Here is an 18,132-nt window from a genome sequence, read left to right on the forward strand (position 1 = left end):
CGCACTACTCAGGCAAACGGCCCGTCCCAATAGCGTTGGTACATGCCGAGTTTTTTCTTCCAGCGAGTGGGCAAGCGTCGCTCCTGCTGACCCAGTTTGTAAGCCCCCAGTTTGACCGCGTTACGCAGCAGCGAGCCGGGCCAGTCGAGCACACGCCGGGGGCCCAAAAACGTCAGTTCGGATTTCACGTAGCGCAACCCTTCACCCCCGGCCCCGCCAAACGTCTGCCGGATCCACGGCTCGCGGGCCTGAAAAACGCCAATGTCAAAGTAGCGGCGAAACTCTTCCTTGAGCGAATAGTTGTGCGAGTGCCGACAGCACGCCAGGCCTTCGTACGCGACTTTCCAGCCAGCCAGTAACATTTTGGCGGCGACGTACATGTCCTCAGACAGGATCACATGGTTTGGAAAGCCACCCACGGCGATCAGCGCATCACGCCGATACGCGGAAAACGAGTTGGACATGAACGCGGTCTTGATCCCCAACTGCGCCGCATCGTCGAGGCTTTTGAGCTGCGAGGTGGGCGGATAGTTGAAGTGCCGCGCATGTTGCGCCAACGGCACGGCATCCAAATGCGCTAACTGCCGCCCGCACACCGCGCCCACAGACGGGTCGCTAAACGGGCGAACAAGCGCGGCCAGCGCGTCGGGGTCGTCCAGATAGGCATCCTGGGTCATGAACACGCACACATCGTAGTCCGGGTTGCGCTCGACCATCATCTGCCGCGTGCCGCCGTGGTTAAAGTCCTTGCTGTCGATGCGCAGCACGTTCGGGCAGCGCGCCTGCGCCAGCTCGAAGGTGCCGTCACGGGAGCTGGAGTCGACGATGAACGTGTCGAACTCGGCGTTCTGGCGCGCCAGAGAGTCCAGCAGGCGCTCCAGTTCCTGACGACCGTTGTAGGTCGGGATAATGCAGGCAACCCTGAGCGGCAAATTCATTGAACCTCCGGTTTGTCCGTGCCCCAAGGGCGTAACCACAGGGCCAATGCCAGCATCAGCAATGCGCCGAACGCGGTGCTCAGGCCCAGTTGTAGCCAGATGGACTGCAGTGGGTGCAGCAACAGGGCCGACACCAGCATCATGCCCAACCCGAGCAACCAATGGCTGCGCCACGGTACGTGGGCGAGCAGGTGTTGGCGGCGCATGAGCAGCAGTCCGGTGAGCACCACGCCTCCCACCGCTGCCAGTGCAATCCCGACCAAGCCAAAGAAAAACGGCAATACGGCCAACAGGACCGCGTTGAGCAGGCTGCCGATCAGTTCGCACGTCAGCGGCATGCGCGTGTCTCCAGCGGCGTAGGCATAGCGGGCGAGCAGTGCGTTCCACGCGCCAAACATCAAGGGCACCGAAAACCACGCCAGCAACTCAGGCAAGGGGCTGTCTGCCGCCTGGTTGGGCAGCAGCAGGTGCACCAGCGCTCCAGCGGCGCCAATCAGACCGGCCACGGCGGGCACGGTCAGCAAGGTGGCGCTGGCCAGCCCCTTGCGCAGCAGGCCCAGACGTTGCTCGCCCGAACTGCCACTCATCAGGCCCAGCAGCACTTGATTGAGGCTCATGAGGGCAATCAACGGCAGGTTGATCAGCTTGCGCGCCAGGTTGATCCACGTGACCGAACCTTCGCCCAGCAGCGAGGCGACCATCCGTTCCAGCAAAGCCAGCCCCTGACTGGCCAGGTTACTGCTCAACAACGGGCCGATGCGTTGCAGCAGCTCGCGGCTGGCACCGGGCGCGGACTCAATCTGCCAGGGTTTCCAGCCGTCGCGGTACAGCGCCAGCAGCATCACCGACGGCATCAGCACACTGCCCAATACGCAGGCGCTGGCCAGCCCTTCGGCGGTGGATTGGTGCTTCAAGAGCGCCAGGTACACCACCGGCGGCAGGTTAAACAGCAGCGATCCGAGGCCGGCCAGCACGAACCGTGAGCGGGCTTGCAAAGGGACGCAAAACAAACCGTGGAGCACAAAGCCCGGGGCGCACCACGCCAGAATGCGCAAGCTGTGGCTGGCCAGTTCGTAGCCCTGAGTGTCGAGGCCGGGGCCGATCAGGCGTACCCACAGCAGCGAACCCAAGCCGAGAATCCCGCTCAGTAGCAGTCCGCACAGCAGCAGGCGAGGGGCCAGCGCGCTGAGCCAGGCGCGTTGCGCCAGCGGTGAGCGTTGCTGATACAACGGCAAGGCGGCCGCGCTCAACAAACCTGCGGCCAGCGCCATGCGCAATGCTTCAGGCAGGAACATGGCCACTAAAAAGCCGTCACTGCGCCCGCCTGCGCCCCAGGCAGCCACCAGCAGCCACTCGCGGGCGAACCCCGCCGCGAGCCCGGTAAGGGTTGCCAGGGTCAGCCACAGGGTTGATCCGAACATGGCCTGGGCCTAGTGAAACAACGTGAACAGGCCTTTGCCGCCCACTTTGTAGTTCAGGTTGCGGCAGCGTTCGCCTTTGATCGTGGCGTCAGGGCCGCCCACGATGGCATACGGCGGAATCGGTTTGGACACCACGCAGTTGCCGCCTACCACCGCACCCTCTCCAATATCGGCACCAAAGGAGAGCAAGGCGCGGCTGGCAATCCAGGCGTAATCGCGGATGTACACGGGGCCGCCCACGGCCCAAAACTCGGGCGCTTGCACGTCGTGGCCGCCCGCAATAATCAGGACGTGGGAGGCGATGGTCACATGGTTGCCAATGATCAGGCCGCCCCGTGCGTCCAGCTGGCAATGCCAACCCACGGTGCTGTCGTCACCGATGCGCAAGCTGTCCACGCCGAGGATTTCGGTGTTGCGCCACACCGTTGACCCTTTGCCGATTTTCGCCCCGCCCGCGCGCAGCCACAGCAGGCGCAGGGTGTGGCTGGGGATTTTGCAGATCAGAATGTTGTAGGCCAGCTCCCACCAACGCAGCAGGCGGTCGCGCAAGGTCGGCCAGTTTTTGCCGTACAGCGGGATCAGCGCGCCTTTGAGTTCACGCCCCAGCAACGCATAAAACCGTCGGGCCAGCGGGTGTTCAATACGCGGCTCGATATTCAGGTAGCTGATGAAACACAAGGTATCGCCCTTGAGCGGTTGTTCGAAGCACACGTCATTGGCCAGCATCCAGTCGTAGGCGTCGGTCAGTTCTTCGAGGCTGACGCCCATTTTTTCGGCGTACTCGGGCAGGGCCTGACGCAGGTTTCGCGAGTGGAAAAGGCGGTGTTTCATGGGCGAACTCCTGAATAAGGCGGCGAGGCAGGGTGTTTAAGGCGCCGGGCTTCCTGCAGGCTCAAACCGAGCATCAGCCAGAACAACGCGATCAACACTTGAGTGAAGCTGAAATAGTGGTCGAACAGGCCACTGACCAGCGCGGCCAGCAGGCCGACGGTGGTGCCGAGCCAGATCGCATTGTCGGCAGTCAGCACAATGGGCTTGTGGACCGGGCGCACACTGCGCCACCAACTGGCGATGACGGCGATGAACAGCAGCATGCCGGGCAGGCCGAGTTTGTACATGAAGTTCAGGAACAGGTTGGAGATGCCCAGCAAACCGGTGCCCGCTACCCCGGCTTCGACCTTGAAACCGATGCCCAGCGGGAAGCTCGCAATGGCGTTGGGGAATGCCCGGTATTCATCCAGCCGCACACTGGTACTGCCGGAGTCGGACGTAGAAAAGATGGCGGCCAGACGTTCTTGCAACGGCGGGTACACCAGCAACAGCACCACCACAGCGGCAGCCGCAGCCAGCAGCATGCGCCCGGTGTAGGGCACGCGTTGGCTGGCGCACCAGATCAGTACCACCATCATGCTAATCAAGGCCCCGCGCGAACCGGTCATGGCCAGTGCCAGCACCCCCAGCAGGCCGACACTGAGCCCAAGCGCTCTGAGCCAGCCGCGTCGGGTATAACCGAAGCACAGGGCCAGCGGCACGAGCAAGGCCATGGCGCCGCCCGTCACGTTGGGGTGCATCCACGGCGAGCTCATGCGGGTGGTAAAGGACTGCAAACGGTCGTCGAGCATGCTCACGCCGCCATAGCCCAAGTGCCCGAGGATTGAGGTAATGCCGCTGGCAGAACGGTCCCGCAGGTACACCGGGATCGACAGCAGCAACAGCAATAACGTGCCGAGCAGCAGCGCGATAACCATCTGCTCACGTGCTTTGGGCGTATCGAGCAGGCGCGGCACTAAAAACAGTACGGACAAGTTCAACAGCCAGCGCACCCAGTTCACCGGGCCGTTGCCTTCGGCAGAGACCATCCACTGGCCGACCACAAACGGCACGGCACTGAACACCATCAACCCCAGCACCCAGCGTTCGGTGCGCAAGAGTGGGGGGGCGGGTCGCAGGTTGTTGAGGATTTTTTGCACCAGCACGCTGCCCCATACCAGCAGGATCAAAAGCTCCGACACGGTGGTGCGAAAGCCGATATTGATCGTCGTGTAGGGCAGGAAAGTCGCGAGCACGCCGAACAGCAAAAGCCCCCACAGGGGATGGCGCAGCACCGTTACCACTCCGGCGACGCCCACCATCAGGACGATCACAGTGAGCGGCGCAAGCACCCAGGCCATAAGCCCGAATAACAGACTGAACAGCAACGCGAGCGGAAGTGCCAAGGGCATTATCGAAGCTCCTCCAACAGCGTATTGAAGCGCTGGCGATACGCTTCGTCAGCGTAACGGGTTGCCCAGCTCTTCATTTGCCCGGCGTCTTCCGGGCCCTGATTGGCCAAGGTCACCATCAACGCGGTGAGGGCTTGTGTGTCGGTTGGGGAGAAGCGTGGGCTCTGGGCCGGGGTGATCTCATCCAGCGCTGAACCGCTGGCCACGGCCACCGAGGTGCCCACACTCAGCGCCTCGATGACTGGCAGGCCAAAACCCTCGGCATATGAGGGCTGCCACAGGCGTTCGGCGTGCTGATAAACCGCGTGCAATTGAGCGTCTGTCAGGTCGCTTAAAAAATGCAGGCCGGCTAATTGCTGCAAGGGCTCAGGCAGGTGTTCCCGGGCGCCAACCAGTACCAGCTCCGGCACCTGTTCCGAGCGTTGACGCGCCGCCTGCCAGGCACTGACCAGCCAGGGGATATTTTTGCGCGGTTCGCGGGTGCCCACCGCCAACCAATAACGCGCGGGCAGGTCAAGGTCGCTGATGTCCGCCGGTTCACCGACAAAGCCGCTGACCAGATTCGGCAGCACCCTCACTTTGTCTTTGGCCTCGGGGAAGAGCTTCACCACCTCGTCCGCCGTGTATTGCGAGGGCGTCCAGATGCGGTCCGCGACCTTGATCGAGTGCCCGATCGAGAGTTTGTCGCTGGTGCGGTACACCTTTTCTTTGAGGCGCGACCCGTGGTGGTTGATGTGGGTCAGCTGGAACCCGTCGTGCAGTTGCAGCACATAGCGCATGCCGGAGGGTTTGGCGCCCAGGGGCAAGCCCATGTTGAAGTTGCAGATGTGAATTTCAATACCGGCCTCACGCAGGGCGCCGGGCAGGAAGCCGCCTTCGAAGCGAATGCGGCCGGGCAGGCGGTGCACGCTTTGCAACGGCGCGCCCCACCGCGGGCAATGCACGCGGCGGCGCAACGGATGATCGTGCGGGGCGACGCCGAACAATTGCAATTGCACATCGGGGTGCGCCCGCAACGCTGCTTCCAGGGCCAGCGTCTGACGTCCAATGCCACTGTTGCCATAGCCCGCAGCGGGGCGGTAATCCAGACCTATGCGCATACGCTGACTTCTTCTTTTAAGGAGGGAAGGCGGTTGTAAACCTGTTCCAGCTGGGCCGCCGCCGCCGACCAGTCATGCTCGGCCTTGACGTAGGCGCGTCCGGTCTCACCGATGCGTTGCAACAGGGCGGGATCGCTCAACGCCGTATTCAGCAGCTGTGCCAGTTCTAGCGGGTGCTCGCTGCCCAGGTAGTGTTCGCCGTTGTTGACGTTCAGCCCTGAGCGGCCTTGGGCAGTGGTGACCACCGGCAAGCCTGCGGCCATGGCTTCGAGCACTTTGAGCTTGGAGCCGCCGCCCTGACGCAACGGGGCAAAAAACACGGCGGCCTGACGCTGTAAATCGCGCAAATCCGGCACGAAGCCTTGCCATTCAATGCGTGGGTCGGTCCAGCGCTGGCGCCAGTGATCCGGCAGGCCAAAGCCGCAGATGGCAAAACGCACGTTGGGGTTGAGCGCCCACAGCTCGGGCAGGATGCTGTCCAGCGCCCATTCCACGGCATCGACGTTGGGGTGGTATTCGTAATTGCCGACAAACAGCAAACGCTGGCTGTGCAGGTCAGGTTGTACGTGGGCGTAATGCTCGCTGTCGACGCCGTTGACCACCACCGACACCGGCGTGTCCGTCAGTTGGCGCATGGCACGCGCGTCCTGCTCGGTGACAGCAATCAGCTCCTTGGCCAGCCCGAACACGCGTTTTTCCCAGCGCCGATAGCGCCACTGGTCATAGGACGTAAAGGGTTTGAGCCAACCCGGCAAGCGATCATAGCTGGCGGCGCCAAGGGCTGATTCGAGGTTGTGCTCGGTGAGGATGAAGTCGCGCCCGGCGGCGCTCAGTGCCCGCTCGAACGGCTGAAAACTGTAACTGTGTTCGATCTGGATCACGTCCCACGGCTCTTGCAGGAGTTGCCCTATTTGCTGTTCCAGCGGGGCCGTCACGCCGTTGATGCCGGCCAGCATCGGGTAGGGCGCCAAGGCCACGGCCAGAAGGGTCTTAAGGCTGCGCAAAGGGCGGCGGCGGAGCACGATCAAACGGTCGAGAAACGGCTCAAGCGCTGCCCGGGTGGCGGCGTCGAGGGCTGTTTTTGACTGCACCAGCAGGGTGATTCGATGCCCGCGCGCGGCCAGGCTGCGCAGCAAATGGTATTGGCGGGTCTTGCCGCCACTGGTGGTTGGCCAGGGCAGATAGGGCAACGTCCAGAGTATTTTCATGGCGTCCATACCAACAGTTGCAAACTGGATTTAAGCGGCACGGTGATCGCCGCCGCATCGTTTAGCGGGGTTTCAGTGCCGGAGAGCGGGTTGTAGAGGGTGGCCTGAGTCACGCCTGGCAACTGCACCTGATTGCCGCTGGCGCTCCAGAACATCCACAAGCGTTTACCGTCGCTGCGGGTCCAGCCAATGCTGTACAGGTCGTTTGGCGCACCGTCGACAACGGGGGCGTCGGCCGGGTCGAGGCGCGGGCCGGTGACCTTGAACACATGCTGCAACGCTACGTATACGGGCTTGGGATTGCCCTGCAGGTCCAGCAAGCCGTAGTACTGGTCGCGCGGCGTGGCGCGGCTGTCGAGGTCGCTGAGGTTGAACAGGAAGATGCGCTGAAAATCCATCGCACTCATCAGCGCTAGCCGACGCAGGGTGAAATCCGCCTGCCCGTCGACGCCGATCAGCAGTTGCATTTCCTGTGGGCCGTTGTAGCTCGACCAGCCCCATTCCGTGGCCCACACCTGGTCAATGCCTTTGGCGTGCAAGGCGTTGTTGAGGAAATTGGAACGGGTCAGAAAGTCGTTGTCGGCGGGGTTGTCGCCCTCCGGGTACTGCGAATACGGGTGGTATGCGGTGATCAGGTGTTGCTCGGCCAAGCCCTGCTCCAGCATTTTTTCCAGCATCAGGCCCGGTTGCTTGGGCATTTGGCTGTAATACGCCATCCCGGCCGTGGCGATGGGGTGCTCTGGCAACGCGGCGCGAATCGCCCTGACGGTGGTGGTCAGCAGGCGGTAATACTCGGCAGGATCGGCCTGGGGCAGCCACATGATGTTGGGCTCGTTCCACACCTGCCATACGTTCACTTGCGGGTAACGCTGGGCCAGCATCAGCATGCGTTGGGCAAAGACTGAAAAATCCTTGGGTGGATAAAGGTCAGTGGTCGGTTCGCCGGGGGGCACGCTGCTGGCGAACGGCGCAGAACCCACCAGATAGGCCAGGGTCTTGAAATGATGCGCGCTGATGGCCTGCATCACGCCATCGAGCGGCGCCAGTTGCAGGTTGTTTTCTTCGGGCTCGATCATCGCCCAGTGAATGGTCAGGCGCACCCAGTCCAGCCCCAGCGCATCGAGGCGCTGCATTTGTTTTTCATACACCGGCTGCGGGAAGTACTGGAACTGCGCGTTAACCCCCAAAAAGTCCTTCCATACCACCGGGCGCGGGGCGCGTAACGTTGTGCCTTCGGCTTCGGCGGGCGGGCTCCATGGCAGCAGGCTGACCCCGATAACCACGATCAGCAGTGCGGGGAGCCAGAACACAGGTTTACGCCACATGGGTGCGCCCCCAACAGGCGGATTTGAACATCTGGTGAAAGCGCTCGGCGGTTTTGCTCCAGACGCGTTCATTGCCGATCTGTTGGGCGTGCTCGGCCCAGCGAACAGCCATCATCGGGTCGGCACACAAATGGCCCAACTCGGCGGCCAGCGCGGCCACATTGCCTTGGGGGTAAATCACCCCGTTACCATGATCGACCTCCTCGGCAAATGAACGCGCATCCGACGTAATCACCCCGCGCCCACAGGCCGCGGCCCATGACAGCGCCCCGCTGGTGCCGCGCAACTGGCCCAACAACTTGAGTTTGCTCGACTCGCGGTAGGGCAGGACCATCACGTGGTGCGCCTGAATGACCGTGGCGATGTCGCTGGCTGGCAGGTCAAGGCGCCACGCGATGCTCTTCTCCAGCCCCAATTGCTCAATGCGTTGACGCAGCAGGTGCAGGTAGCTGCCGCCGGATTCGAAGGCCATTTCCGGTTCGCTGCCCCCGGCCAGTGTCAGGGTCAGTTGCTGCTTGAGTTCGGGCTTGTGCATGAAAGCCATGGCCAGGGCTTCGAGCAAATCCTCGATGCCTTTGCCGCGATAAATAAAGCCGAAATACAACAGCTTCACCGGGTTGAGATCAGGCAGCGGCGCAGGCGGAATCAGTAAGTTGCCATGGGGGATGACCACCATTTGCTCGTTATGCAGGCCCATGCGCTGTTTCAGGCAGTCGCTGCCTGACTGCGTGAGGGTGACCAGGCGCGTCAGGCTGCGGGCCAGTTGCCGTTCTTCATACAGGCACAAAGGGTCGGCCAGCACGGTCGCCAGTTGCGGCAACGGCGAAGGCAGGCGGCTGGCCAGTGACAACGGCCAGGGCAGCCGGGCGCGGCGCCAGACCAGCCGCTCCGGGTCGTGCACCGTGGCGGTCAGGGGCAGTTTCGGGAACCGTTCGCGCAAGGCATGCAGGGCGTGGAACTCTGCCAGACGCCCGCCACCCAGTTCGGCGTGCACCAGATCAATGCCGCGCCAGTCCGTACTGGCCACCCGTTGCAGCGCGCGTTCGGGATCGTTGCCGATGCCAGCCAGCGGCGTACTGACTTCAATGCCTTGACTCTGCAGGGCGGCCTTGAGGTGCCCTGCGTAGTCGGCGATACCGTTTTGTTCAGGCGCCAGGGGCGCTAGCAGGGCGATGTGCATCAGGCTTTACCCCGAATCCGCGCCAGGAAGTTCAACACCTTCTCGGGGATGTCGAAACGACGGCGGTTAATGATGATGCCATCCACCCGCTTGAACGCTGTGTTCAAGGTGTTGAGCGCGGTTTGCAGGATCGGCACAGTGGTTTTTTCAGCCTCGACGATCAGGCAGATCAAATCGGCCTGACGCAAGATCACGAAGGCTTCCTGATTGGAGAAGAACCCGGAAGCGTTCAACAGCAGGATTTCTCCCGGCGCCGCAGGGCCGGTACCCTCGACCCGCACCTGATGGCCGCGCTCTTCCAGCAGCTGGCGCAGGTGCTCGATGACGAAACTCACGCCTTCGCCCCTGCGCGCAGAGGTCAGGCCAATGCTCAACCCGCGTTCGGCCACTTGTTCCAGCGGCAGCACCCCATACAGCCGGTACATGCTGGCGATAAAGGCGCTGCGCCGCTGGGGCTGGTTATCGCTAAGGTCTTGCAGGCTGGTCCAGACCTTGACCCCAAAGCGTTCTTCGATGTGGTCGCCGTCGTGGATGCGTTGGTCCAGCAGGTAGAAGAAATACAGCGCCAACAGCCCGACTGCGAGGCTGATCGGAAGGGCTAGAAACAGCATCAGCAAGCTTTTCGGGAACACGCGATTGGGGTTGAGCGTGGCTTGCTCGATCACCGCGATGTTACTGATGCGGCTCTTGTCCAGTTCACGGTCAATACGCGCTTTTTCAGTACTGTCGCTGTACAGGGCAAAGCTTTTTTCGGCGGCGGCCAACTCACGTTGCAAACGTGACAGTTCAGGCTCAAGGGCCAGCGCCTCGCGGCGATCTTGCTCAAGTTTTTCCAGTTGTACTTTTTGCTGGGCAGCCTGGGTTTTGAGACGACTGAGGCTGGCCTGCTGATCAGCGAAGCTGTTTTGCAAGCGCGTGTACACCGGGTTGGGCGCAAGGTTTTCACTGCGTTGCACCACGGCCTTCTCACTGTTGAGCAGCGCTTGCAGGTTGGCGATGGCCGCGTCCAGCGCTTTGACCGGCGGCGCGGTTTCTTTGAAGGTGCGGGTCATTTCCTGACGTTCGATCAGTTTGGCGTTGATACGTTGTGCCAAATCCTGGCGGTCCGGGTTAATGCTGATTTGCCGCCCGATGCTGATCTCTTTTTTCATGCTGTTGAGCTGCGCCTGAATCGTGTCCAGGCCGCTCTGGGTCGAGGCCACGGCGCGGGTAGTGTTGAGGTGCTCGCCCTTCAGGTTGTTGAGGTTGCGGGCAATGTCGCTCAGGCGTTCGTCGATGCTGACGGCGCCCAACTGGTTGAGGATTTTTTCGATCTGGCGCTGGTAGTCGAGGATCCGCGCCTGAGTGGCGGCCGCTTCGGTTTCATAAAAGCCGTAGAGGCTCTTGCGGCCCATGGTCGAGGTGCGTTCCTGCTCGTATTGGTCGATCCACGATTTGACCACCTGCTGGGCCACTTCAGGGTCATTCCAGGTAAAGCTCACTTCCATCACCGATGAGCCGGGGGCATGGGTGACGCTGAAATTTTTGCTCAACTGATCGGCCAGGCGCTCAACCGGGGTTTGTTTCTCCACCAACCCGAGCATTTGCAGGAACCCGCGACCGATGTCCACCAACCCTTGCACGGTGGCTTTGAGCGTATTTTTGAGGGTCGCAACGACCCCGGTGGGTTGCGGTTGACGCGACAGGTCGTCGAGGTATTTCTCGGCCACCATGCGCACGATCGGGCGCCCGGTGAGGATGCGTTCTTCGTCAATGATCGGGTCGCGCATGGCACTGGGGATCACAACGGCCTGGCGATCGGCAATTTCGATCGGCAGGGTGCTGGTGTCGCGGCCGGGTTTGACCAGCAGCAAAGCGGTGGACTCAAAGCGGTTGGGCAGCAAAAAAGCGCCCAGCACAATGATGATGAAGGTCACCAGCACGGTGATTTTGACTTCGCGCTTGAAGATGAAGAACAGGCGCAATAAATCGCGGAAGGAACGGATATTGATCATGTCTGCAGTCCTTTGGCGATTAGTTATTGTCGTTTTTACGCAGTTCGTAGGACGCCCCAATGCCAATTGATTTGGTAAACGGAATCAATTGGTTGAGGTAAAGATCGACCCACTCGATGCCATTGCCCACGGAGGACTTGGGCACAAACACAACGTCGCCGCGCTGCAGCAAAACAGGTGCCTGCTGACTGTTGCCCCGCGCGATGGAGTTTTTGTAATCGAAGAAATACGTGTTGTAGCGCCCGTCGTCTTCCTGACGCAGCAGCGCCACGTTGTTGCTGTCGCCCACCGGCAACACGCCCCCGGCACCGACGATGGCCTGTTCCAGCGTGGTGGCGATGTTGACTTGCAGGGTGGCCGGGTTTTGCACCGCGCCGCCCACATAAACGGTGTTGCTCGGGGTTTGCGAGAAGTTGATGGTCAGTGACGGGTCTTGATAGACGTGGGTCAGTTTCTTCTCCAGCACGGCCGTCAGTTGGTCGGGGGTCATGCCCGCCGCCTTGACGCTGCCAATATAGGGATAAGAAAACGTGCCGTCGGTGCGCACATTGAACAAGGTCAATTCGTAGATCGAGTTGGCGGTAAACGCCGAAATCGACGGCGCTTCACCGGTGTTGCGCACAATGCGCAGGGTGTCGCCGGCGCGTATGCGTTCAAGGGGGAGGGGTTTTCCGGCCAGGGCCTGTCCGGCGCGGTGGCCTTCACGCAAAACAGCATCGTCCGGTAGCGTCACTTTGGACGGCAAACCGCACGCACTCAGCAAAACAACACTCAACAGCAACAGGATTTTTTTCATTATTCGCGCTTCCTGGCATGCAGGGTCACAGCCCTCTTGCGGGGCTGGGACAAATGGAAAACGATGTTTAATGCGTGCTGGCATCGACCGGGACGCGCCCGTATATGTCAGTAAAGCGTACGATGTCGTCCTCTCCCAAGTACTCGCCGCTTTGCACTTCGATCATCACCAGATCAACCACCCCGGGGTTGAGCAGGCGATGGGTTTTACCGGGTTTGATAAATGTGGATTCGTTGGTGTCGAGCAGAAACTCGTCGTCGCCATTGGTGACCCTGGCCATGCCGCTGACCACGATCCAGTGTTCACTGCGGTGGTGGTGCATTTGCAGGGACAAGGTGCCCTGCGGCTTGACCACGATGCGTTTGATTTTGAAGCGGCGTCCCTCTTCGAGCACGGTGTAGGTGCCCCACGGGCGGGTCACCGTGCGGTGCAGGCGATACGCGTCATGGCCCTGAAGCTTGAGGGTCTGGGCGATGTATTTGACGTCCTGACTGCGGCTGGCGTCAGCGATCAGCAGGGCGTCCGGGGTGTCGATGATGATCAGGTTATTGAGCCCGACCCCGCCCACCAGACGCTTGGGCGAATCGATGTAGCAGTTGTGTACGTCATGCAGCACGTTTTCGCCGTTGCACTGATTGCCATTGGCGTCTGCCGGGCTGAGTTCGCGCACCGCCTCCCATGAGCCGATGTCACTCCAGCCCAGATTGCAGGGGACCACGGCGACTTTCTTCGAGCGTTCCATCAACGCATAGTCGATGGAGATGTCCGGGACCTGGGCGAAGGTGCTGCTGTCCAGTTCGAGATGGATTTCCTGTTTGCCCTGAAACACCTGGCTGTGTTCCAGGCAGTGGCTGACCGCCGTCAGCACGTGCGGGGCGTAGGCTTTGAACTCGCGCAGCACGCTGTCCACGCGCATGCAGAACATGCCGCCATTCCACAGGTGCAGGCCGCCGTCCAGATACTGTTGCGCGGTGGTGGCATCGGGTTTTTCCACAAAGCGCGCGACTTCATAGGCGTCACTGTTCAGCGCGGGGCCTTTCTCGATGTAACCGAACCCGGTTTCCGCCTTGGTCGGCAGAATGCCAAAGGTCACCAGCCAGCCCTCATCGGCCAATTGGCGCGCACTGTCCACCGCGTTGGCGAAGGCGTCGATGTCGCGGATCAGGTGATCGGCGGGGAGCACCAACAGCTGAGCGTCTTGGCCATAACGTTGCGCCACGTGCAGGGCCGCCGCGGCAATCGCGGGCGCGGTGTTACGGCCAAAGGGTTCGAGGATGAAATCCAGCTCGACCCCGCCTTTGTTCATGTGCCGGTAGTCGTCGAGGGTGCGGAAAAACACCTCGCGGTTGGTCACGGTCAGCACTTGCCCCACATCGCGCAAGCCGCAGGCACGGCGGAAGGTCTTTTGCAGCAGGCTTTCACCGTCGGGCAAGCGCATGAACGGTTTGGGCATGGCCTCGCGCGAAACAGGCCACAGTCGCGTACCGGCGCCGCCGGCGATTATGCAAGGAATGAGTAGGCTCATTCAGAACGCCTCTTTAGTCAGGAGCACCGCCGGAACTGTGCGGAACAGGATGTACAGGTCGAACCAGACCGACCAGTTTTCGATGTATTCGAGGTCGAACTCGACACGTTTTTCGATCTTTTCCAGGGTGTCTGTTTCGCCCCGGTAACCATTGATTTGCGCCCAGCCCGTAATGCCGGGCTTGACCCGATGACGCGAGGTGTATTCCTGCACCGCTTCTTCGAACAGAATGCCGGCGGCCTTGGTTGCCGTGGCATGCGGGCGCGGGCCGACCATGGACATGCTGCCGGCGAAAACGTTGAACAATTGCGGGAGTTCATCAAGGCTGGTCTTGCGGATAAAACGCCCGACGCGGGTGACACGCGGATCGCCCCGGGTCGTTTGCTTGTCGGCGGTGAAGTCTGACTGGTTCTGGTACATCGAGCGAAACTTGAATACTTCGATCAACCGGTTGTTGTAGCCATAACGCTTTTGCCGGAACAGCACCGGCCCCGGCGAGTCGAGCTTGATCGCCAGTGCCACCAGCAGCATCACCGGGGACAGTACGATCAGTGCGAGGCTCGACAGCACCATGTCTTCAATGCGTTTGAACACGGGCGACCATCCGCGTAAAGGCACTTCGGAGGCGTTGAACATCGGCAGGTTGGCCACTTCGCTGATGCGATTGTGGGCATGGCGAAAGGCAATCATGTCGGGCACCAGCAGTACGTTCACCGGGAATTTGCGCAGGTTGCGAATGATGTAATCCAGGCGGTTTTCCGCCGACCACGGCAGCGCCACCAGAATCTGCGTGACGCGCTCTTCGCGGATCATTTTTTCCAGGTCCTGGGTATTGCCGAGCACAGGCAGGTGAGCCACGGTGTCGGGCAGGCGTGCCATCCGGTCATCAATGAAACCGATCACGCCGGAGCGGATGTCTTGATGCTGGGCCAGGTATTCGGCCAGGCGTACACCGTTTTCGGTGGCGCCCAAAATGACTGCTTGTTGCAGAAAGATCCCGCGGCTCATCAGGCGCTTGAACAGGGTCAGCAAAATCATCCGCTCGACACCAAACAACAGCAGGCTGCCGAGGTACCAGACCAGTAATTCGGCGTTGCTGATGTAGTTGAACAAGTCCAGCGCGCGGTGCATGAACAGCAACAGGCAAAACGCCGCCGATCAGGCGAACAGGGTGAGTTGCAGGCGCCAGCGGTTGCTGAAGATGTTTTCGGCATAGACCCCCAGCGCCTGGAAAAACAGCACGCTGACTACCCCGAAAAATATCAGTACGGCGAAGTAACTGTTGGTGGTTTCCGGGTGTTGTTCGCGCAAATAAAACAGCAGCAACAAACCGGGCAGGATGGCGGTAATGCCGTGTACCACGCGGATGGCGAACAAGAAGTACTCGACCATGCTCGGGCGGGTAAGGGACAAGCTGTCAACGGGCTGCAAGCGCATAAGGATCCCTTCTTAATCGCTACCCCTGGAAAAGGCGCGGACTGCAAAGCAATGTCGTTCATCCATGCTGCTTAACGCCAAATGACGGCTAGATACGGAAGTCGCCATAGAGGGTTTTATGACTATTTATTTGGCGTTCTGCGTCTGACACTGCAGTGTAGACGCGATATTTTTTTGTGTGCTTGATTGGGTGCAGGCCCGTGTTTTCGGGCTGTTAGCAGCCTCTGTGCGGGTTTGCCTTGCTAATGGTCTGTAGTAAAGGACATGAAACAGGTTGTTGCGAATCGAATTTTTGGATCCGCTTTCCGGCTGCGTTTTGGGCCCGATGGATCGGGCTTGAAGCAGCAAAAAAAACAACAGGCCATTTTCATTTGGCTGTTGTCCAACACCCAGACTCACTGTTTGAGGGACGATGAATGAGCGCAGCAAAGGCCTTTTTAATCTTGCATGGCAAGCAGGCACTCAATGAAGACGTGCGTGCTGCGGTTGAACACCAGCGGACGCAGGGCTGGGACTTGGCGGTGCGGCTCACGTGGGAAGCCGGGGATGCGCAGCGTTTGGTGCATGAAGCGCTGGCCGCCGGTTACACCCACCTGATCGCCGGGGGCGGAGACGGCACCCTGCGTGATATTGCCGAGGCCATGGCTCAGGCGGATGCCCGGGCCAGTCTGGTGTTGCTGCCTTTGGGCACCGCCAACGACTTCGCGCGGGCCGCTGGCGTACCACTGGACCCGGCCCAAGCGCTGGCGCTGCTCGATGCCCCGGCCTGCAGCATTGACTTGGGCGATGCTGACGGCGAGCTGTTTTTGAACATGGCCACGGGCGGCTTTGGCAGTCAGGTGACGGCCAACACGTCAGAGGACTTGAAAAAGGTTTTGGGCGGAGCAGCGTACCTGTTTACCGGTCTGACGCGTTTCAGTGAGTTGCACGCCGCCTATGCTGAGTTGCAGGGCCCCGATTTTCACTGGAAAGGCGATCTGCTGGCGTTGGGCATTGGCAACGGCCGTCAGGCCGGGGGCGGGCATGAACTGTGTCCGTCCGCGGTGGCCGATGACGGGCTGCTGGACATCAGCATCCTGCCTGCGCCGCAAGAAGTGGTTGGCACCCTCAAGGGCCTGATGGAAGGTGGCTGGGGCATGGACAACCTGTTTGTGCGCGCGCGCCTGCCCTGGGTGGAAATCAAGTCCGCGCAAGGGCTGTCCATCAACCTCGACGGTGAGCCGATGGCGCAGGAAGCGAGCCGGTTCTCTGTGCGCAAGGGCGTTTTGCAGGTGCATTTGCCCGAAGGCTCACCGCTGGTCAGTCGTCAAGGCTGATGATTTGCTCGCGTACGGCAAACAGCACAAGCCCGGCAACGTCATGGATGTGCAGGCGCTTCATGACCTGAGCGCGATGGGTTTCGACGGTTTTGATGCTCAGGCCGAGCCCGCACGCAATTTCGCGGGTGGACTTGCCGCGCACGATCAGGCGCAGGATCTCCAGTTGGCGTTCGGTCAAGTTGTGCTGCCTGGCCTGCGTCGTGCAGGGGGCTGGGCCGCGGTTGAGCGCCTGATTGATCACGGTATGGGCGATGGCCGGGCTCAGGTAACGCTCGTTGTTGCGCAGTGCGCCCAAGGCCTGTTCCAGCTCCACGGCGCTGGTGTCCTTGAGCAAGTAGCCGTGGGCGCCGCTTTCGAGGGTTTGCATGATCAGGGACGGGTCGGTGTGCATCGACAGGATCAGCACTTTGCAGCGCGGCATAACCGCTTTGAGCTGACGCAAGGCTTCCAGGCCGCCGGTATGGCGCATCGACAAGTCCAGCAGAATGATGTCCGGTTGAAGTCGTTCGGCCGCCTCAACCAACTGCCCGCCATCTTCAACTTCGCCAATCACCGCGTAGCCCGGCAAGTCATTGACCAGTGCCTTGACCCCGGCCCGAATCAACAGGTGGTCATCCACCAGCAGCAGATTGCACGTCATGAGGTTTGGCCCAACTGTGCACGTGGATGAGTGCGCCGGGGCCAGGGCAACAGGACTTCGGTATGCGTCCCGGCGCCGGGTTCACTGATGACGCTGATGCTGCCATTCAACTGCTCGACCCGCTCAAGCATACCGGCCATGCCCCGTTGCCCGGCCTGTCTGGGGTCGCTGGCGGGGACGAAGCCGACGCCATCATCGCGCACGCTCAAATGCAGGCCGTCCGCCTGGCGCCGCAGTTGCACCAGCAGGTTGCTGGCCCTGGCATGACGCAGCACATTGGTGACGGACTCCTGGGTGACGCGAAAGATAACCACGGCCATGTCTTCCTGAATATCGCCCAAACGCGGGTGGCACTCGAAGGTCCAGCGAAGCGATGCGTTTTCGAGGGTTTTCATCAAGTGTGCCCGCAGGCTGACGTCGAGGCCGAGGCTGGCAATTTGCGTTGGGTTAAACGCGGCTGAAACATCGCGCACCTTGGCCAGGGTTTCTTCAAGCAACGTGCACAGGCTCAGGCAGTGCGCCTGCAAGTCTTCGGGTGCGCGGCGTTGCAGCCAACGGGTTTGCAGGGTGGCAGCTGTCAGCAGTTGGCCAATGTCATCATGCAGTTCGCGGCTCAAGTGTTGGCGTTCGCTTTCCTGTACCTCAATCATGCGGGCCGCCAGTTCCTTGGGTTGCAGTGTGATGGCGTTGCGCGAGTCCCGGTGCAGCCACCAGATGCTGGCCAGGGTGGTCAGGTCGAGCAGCATTAAAACGGTGGGCAAGGAGTCGCACGCCCAGTAGGCGACGATGCTTGAGAGTGCAGAGCAAAGACAAAGCGCTGCCGTCAGCCGGCGAGCGGTTTTACCCGTAGGGTACAAAGGCTTGAATGACTTGAGGCTGGCGTGCATAGCGTGTGGAGCCAAAGGTGTTCGCTGAAGGACCTGGCAGGTGGCTGGCAGGTAAAGAGTTAAGGAATCTCCGAACAAGTTTTCAAATGTGCTGAAATACGCCTGACCACCTGATCCGAGCCGCCTATGAGCCAGATGAG

The 18,132-nt window shown here is 61.0% G+C and carries 14 protein-coding genes and 1 pseudogene; 1 reads left to right on the top strand and 14 read right to left on the bottom strand.

What is annotated here, in order from left to right:
* Positions 1-8 precede the first annotated feature (8 nt).
* The 12 genes and pseudogenes from CJF39_RS20130 to CJF39_RS20185 all read right to left on the bottom strand — a co-directional run bounded on the left by CJF39_RS20130 (position 9) and on the right by CJF39_RS20185 (position 15,146).
* On the bottom strand, positions 9-938 hold the full coding sequence (locus CJF39_RS20130; protein WP_094995023.1) for a glycosyltransferase: 930 nt from the start codon (positions 936-938) through the stop codon (positions 9-11).
* On the bottom strand, positions 935-2,359 hold the full coding sequence (locus CJF39_RS20135; RefSeq protein ID WP_094995024.1) for a lipid II flippase MurJ: 1,425 nt from the start codon (positions 2,357-2,359) through the stop codon (positions 935-937). Before CJF39_RS20135 ends, CJF39_RS20130 begins: the two co-directional genes overlap by 4 nt.
* Positions 2,360-2,368: 9 nt before the next feature.
* The gene (locus CJF39_RS20140) at positions 2,369-3,190 is read right to left on the bottom strand and encodes an acyltransferase (protein ID WP_094995025.1); all 822 of its coding nucleotides are present in this window, start codon (positions 3,188-3,190) and stop codon (positions 2,369-2,371) included.
* The gene (locus CJF39_RS20145) at positions 3,187-4,581 is read right to left on the bottom strand and encodes an O-antigen ligase family protein (protein ID WP_094995026.1); all 1,395 of its coding nucleotides are present in this window, start codon (positions 4,579-4,581) and stop codon (positions 3,187-3,189) included. Before CJF39_RS20145 ends, CJF39_RS20140 begins: the two co-directional genes overlap by 4 nt.
* Positions 4,581-5,681, bottom strand: coding sequence for a glycosyltransferase family 4 protein (locus tag CJF39_RS20150; protein ID WP_094995027.1), 1,101 nt, complete (start codon positions 5,679-5,681; stop codon positions 4,581-4,583). The genes CJF39_RS20145 and CJF39_RS20150 overlap by 1 nt, the downstream gene beginning before the upstream one ends.
* Positions 5,672-6,889, bottom strand: coding sequence for a glycosyltransferase family 4 protein (locus CJF39_RS20155; protein ID WP_094995028.1), 1,218 nt, complete (start codon positions 6,887-6,889; stop codon positions 5,672-5,674). The genes CJF39_RS20150 and CJF39_RS20155 overlap by 10 nt, the downstream gene beginning before the upstream one ends.
* Positions 6,886-8,214: a cellulase family glycosylhydrolase gene (locus CJF39_RS20160; RefSeq protein WP_094995029.1), complete on the bottom strand. Its 1,329-nt coding sequence runs from the start codon at positions 8,212-8,214 to the stop codon at positions 6,886-6,888. The genes CJF39_RS20155 and CJF39_RS20160 overlap by 4 nt, the downstream gene beginning before the upstream one ends.
* The gene (locus tag CJF39_RS20165; RefSeq protein ID WP_094995030.1) at positions 8,204-9,394 is read right to left on the bottom strand and encodes a glycosyltransferase; all 1,191 of its coding nucleotides are present in this window, start codon (positions 9,392-9,394) and stop codon (positions 8,204-8,206) included. Before CJF39_RS20165 ends, CJF39_RS20160 begins: the two co-directional genes overlap by 11 nt.
* Positions 9,394-11,388, bottom strand: a complete 1,995-nt coding sequence (locus tag CJF39_RS20170) for a GumC family protein (protein WP_094995031.1) — start codon at positions 11,386-11,388, stop codon at positions 9,394-9,396. The genes CJF39_RS20165 and CJF39_RS20170 overlap by 1 nt, the downstream gene beginning before the upstream one ends.
* A gap of 19 nt (positions 11,389-11,407) precedes the next feature.
* Positions 11,408-12,184 (bottom strand): polysaccharide biosynthesis/export family protein, encoded by a 777-nt coding sequence (locus CJF39_RS20175; RefSeq protein ID WP_094995032.1) that lies wholly within the window; start codon positions 12,182-12,184, stop codon positions 11,408-11,410.
* 67 nt (positions 12,185-12,251) lie between these two features.
* Positions 12,252-13,709 carry a mannose-1-phosphate guanylyltransferase/mannose-6-phosphate isomerase gene (locus CJF39_RS20180; RefSeq protein WP_094995033.1) on the bottom strand — a complete coding sequence of 486 codons (1,458 nt, stop codon included), beginning with the start codon at positions 13,707-13,709 and terminating at the stop codon, positions 12,252-12,254.
* A pseudogene (locus tag CJF39_RS20185) lies at positions 13,710-15,146 on the bottom strand (undecaprenyl-phosphate glucose phosphotransferase). It lies immediately after the preceding gene.
* A 416-nt stretch (positions 15,147-15,562) separates the two neighbouring features.
* Here CJF39_RS20185 and yegS point away from each other — a divergent pair.
* Positions 15,563-16,462 carry a lipid kinase YegS gene (yegS, locus tag CJF39_RS20190; RefSeq protein WP_094995034.1) on the top strand — a complete coding sequence of 300 codons (900 nt, stop codon included), beginning with the start codon at positions 15,563-15,565 and terminating at the stop codon, positions 16,460-16,462.
* On the opposite strand, the gene CJF39_RS20195 is transcribed toward yegS, so the two are convergent.
* A complete protein-coding gene (locus tag CJF39_RS20195; RefSeq protein ID WP_094995035.1) occupies positions 16,446-17,105 on the bottom strand; it encodes a response regulator in 660 nt (219 codons plus the stop codon). The two genes, yegS and CJF39_RS20195, sit on opposite strands and share 17 nt — an antisense overlap.
* Positions 17,102-17,992 (bottom strand): sensor histidine kinase, encoded by an 891-nt coding sequence (locus CJF39_RS20200; RefSeq protein WP_094995036.1) that lies wholly within the window; start codon positions 17,990-17,992, stop codon positions 17,102-17,104. Before CJF39_RS20200 ends, CJF39_RS20195 begins: the two co-directional genes overlap by 4 nt.
* Positions 17,993-18,132: the final 140 nt, after the last annotated feature.

The sequence above is a fragment of the Pseudomonas lundensis genome, from assembly GCF_002269125.1.
GTDB classification, from domain to species: domain Bacteria; phylum Pseudomonadota; class Gammaproteobacteria; order Pseudomonadales; family Pseudomonadaceae; genus Aquipseudomonas; species Aquipseudomonas lundensis_A.

Excerpts from the sequence above, each read along its gene's own strand:
- CJF39_RS20145 (WP_094995026.1), bottom strand. The coding sequence starts at position 4,581 with ATGCCCTTGGCACTTCCGCTCGCGTTGCTGTTCAGTCTGTTATTCGGG.
- CJF39_RS20175 (WP_094995032.1), bottom strand. The coding sequence starts at position 12,184 with ATGAAAAAAATCCTGTTGCTGTTGAGTGTTGTTTTGCTGAGTGCGTGC.
- CJF39_RS20195 (WP_094995035.1), bottom strand. The coding sequence starts at position 17,105 with ATGACGTGCAATCTGCTGCTGGTGGATGACCACCTGTTGATTCGGGCC.
- CJF39_RS20155 (WP_094995028.1), bottom strand. The coding sequence starts at position 6,889 with ATGAAAATACTCTGGACGTTGCCCTATCTGCCCTGGCCAACCACCAGT.
- CJF39_RS20150 (WP_094995027.1), bottom strand. The coding sequence starts at position 5,681 with ATGCGCATAGGTCTGGATTACCGCCCCGCTGCGGGCTATGGCAACAGT.
- CJF39_RS20140 (WP_094995025.1), bottom strand. The coding sequence starts at position 3,190 with ATGAAACACCGCCTTTTCCACTCGCGAAACCTGCGTCAGGCCCTGCCC.
- CJF39_RS20170 (WP_094995031.1), bottom strand. The coding sequence starts at position 11,388 with ATGATCAATATCCGTTCCTTCCGCGATTTATTGCGCCTGTTCTTCATC.
- CJF39_RS20180 (WP_094995033.1), bottom strand. The coding sequence starts at position 13,709 with ATGAGCCTACTCATTCCTTGCATAATCGCCGGCGGCGCCGGTACGCGA.
- CJF39_RS20160 (WP_094995029.1), bottom strand. The coding sequence starts at position 8,214 with ATGTGGCGTAAACCTGTGTTCTGGCTCCCCGCACTGCTGATCGTGGTT.
- CJF39_RS20165 (WP_094995030.1), bottom strand. The coding sequence starts at position 9,394 with ATGCACATCGCCCTGCTAGCGCCCCTGGCGCCTGAACAAAACGGTATC.
- CJF39_RS20200 (WP_094995036.1), bottom strand. The coding sequence starts at position 17,992 with ATGCACGCCAGCCTCAAGTCATTCAAGCCTTTGTACCCTACGGGTAAA.
- CJF39_RS20135 (WP_094995024.1), bottom strand. The coding sequence starts at position 2,359 with ATGTTCGGATCAACCCTGTGGCTGACCCTGGCAACCCTTACCGGGCTC.
- yegS (WP_094995034.1), top strand. The coding sequence starts at position 15,563 with ATGAGCGCAGCAAAGGCCTTTTTAATCTTGCATGGCAAGCAGGCACTC.
- CJF39_RS20130 (WP_094995023.1), bottom strand. The coding sequence starts at position 938 with ATGAATTTGCCGCTCAGGGTTGCCTGCATTATCCCGACCTACAACGGT.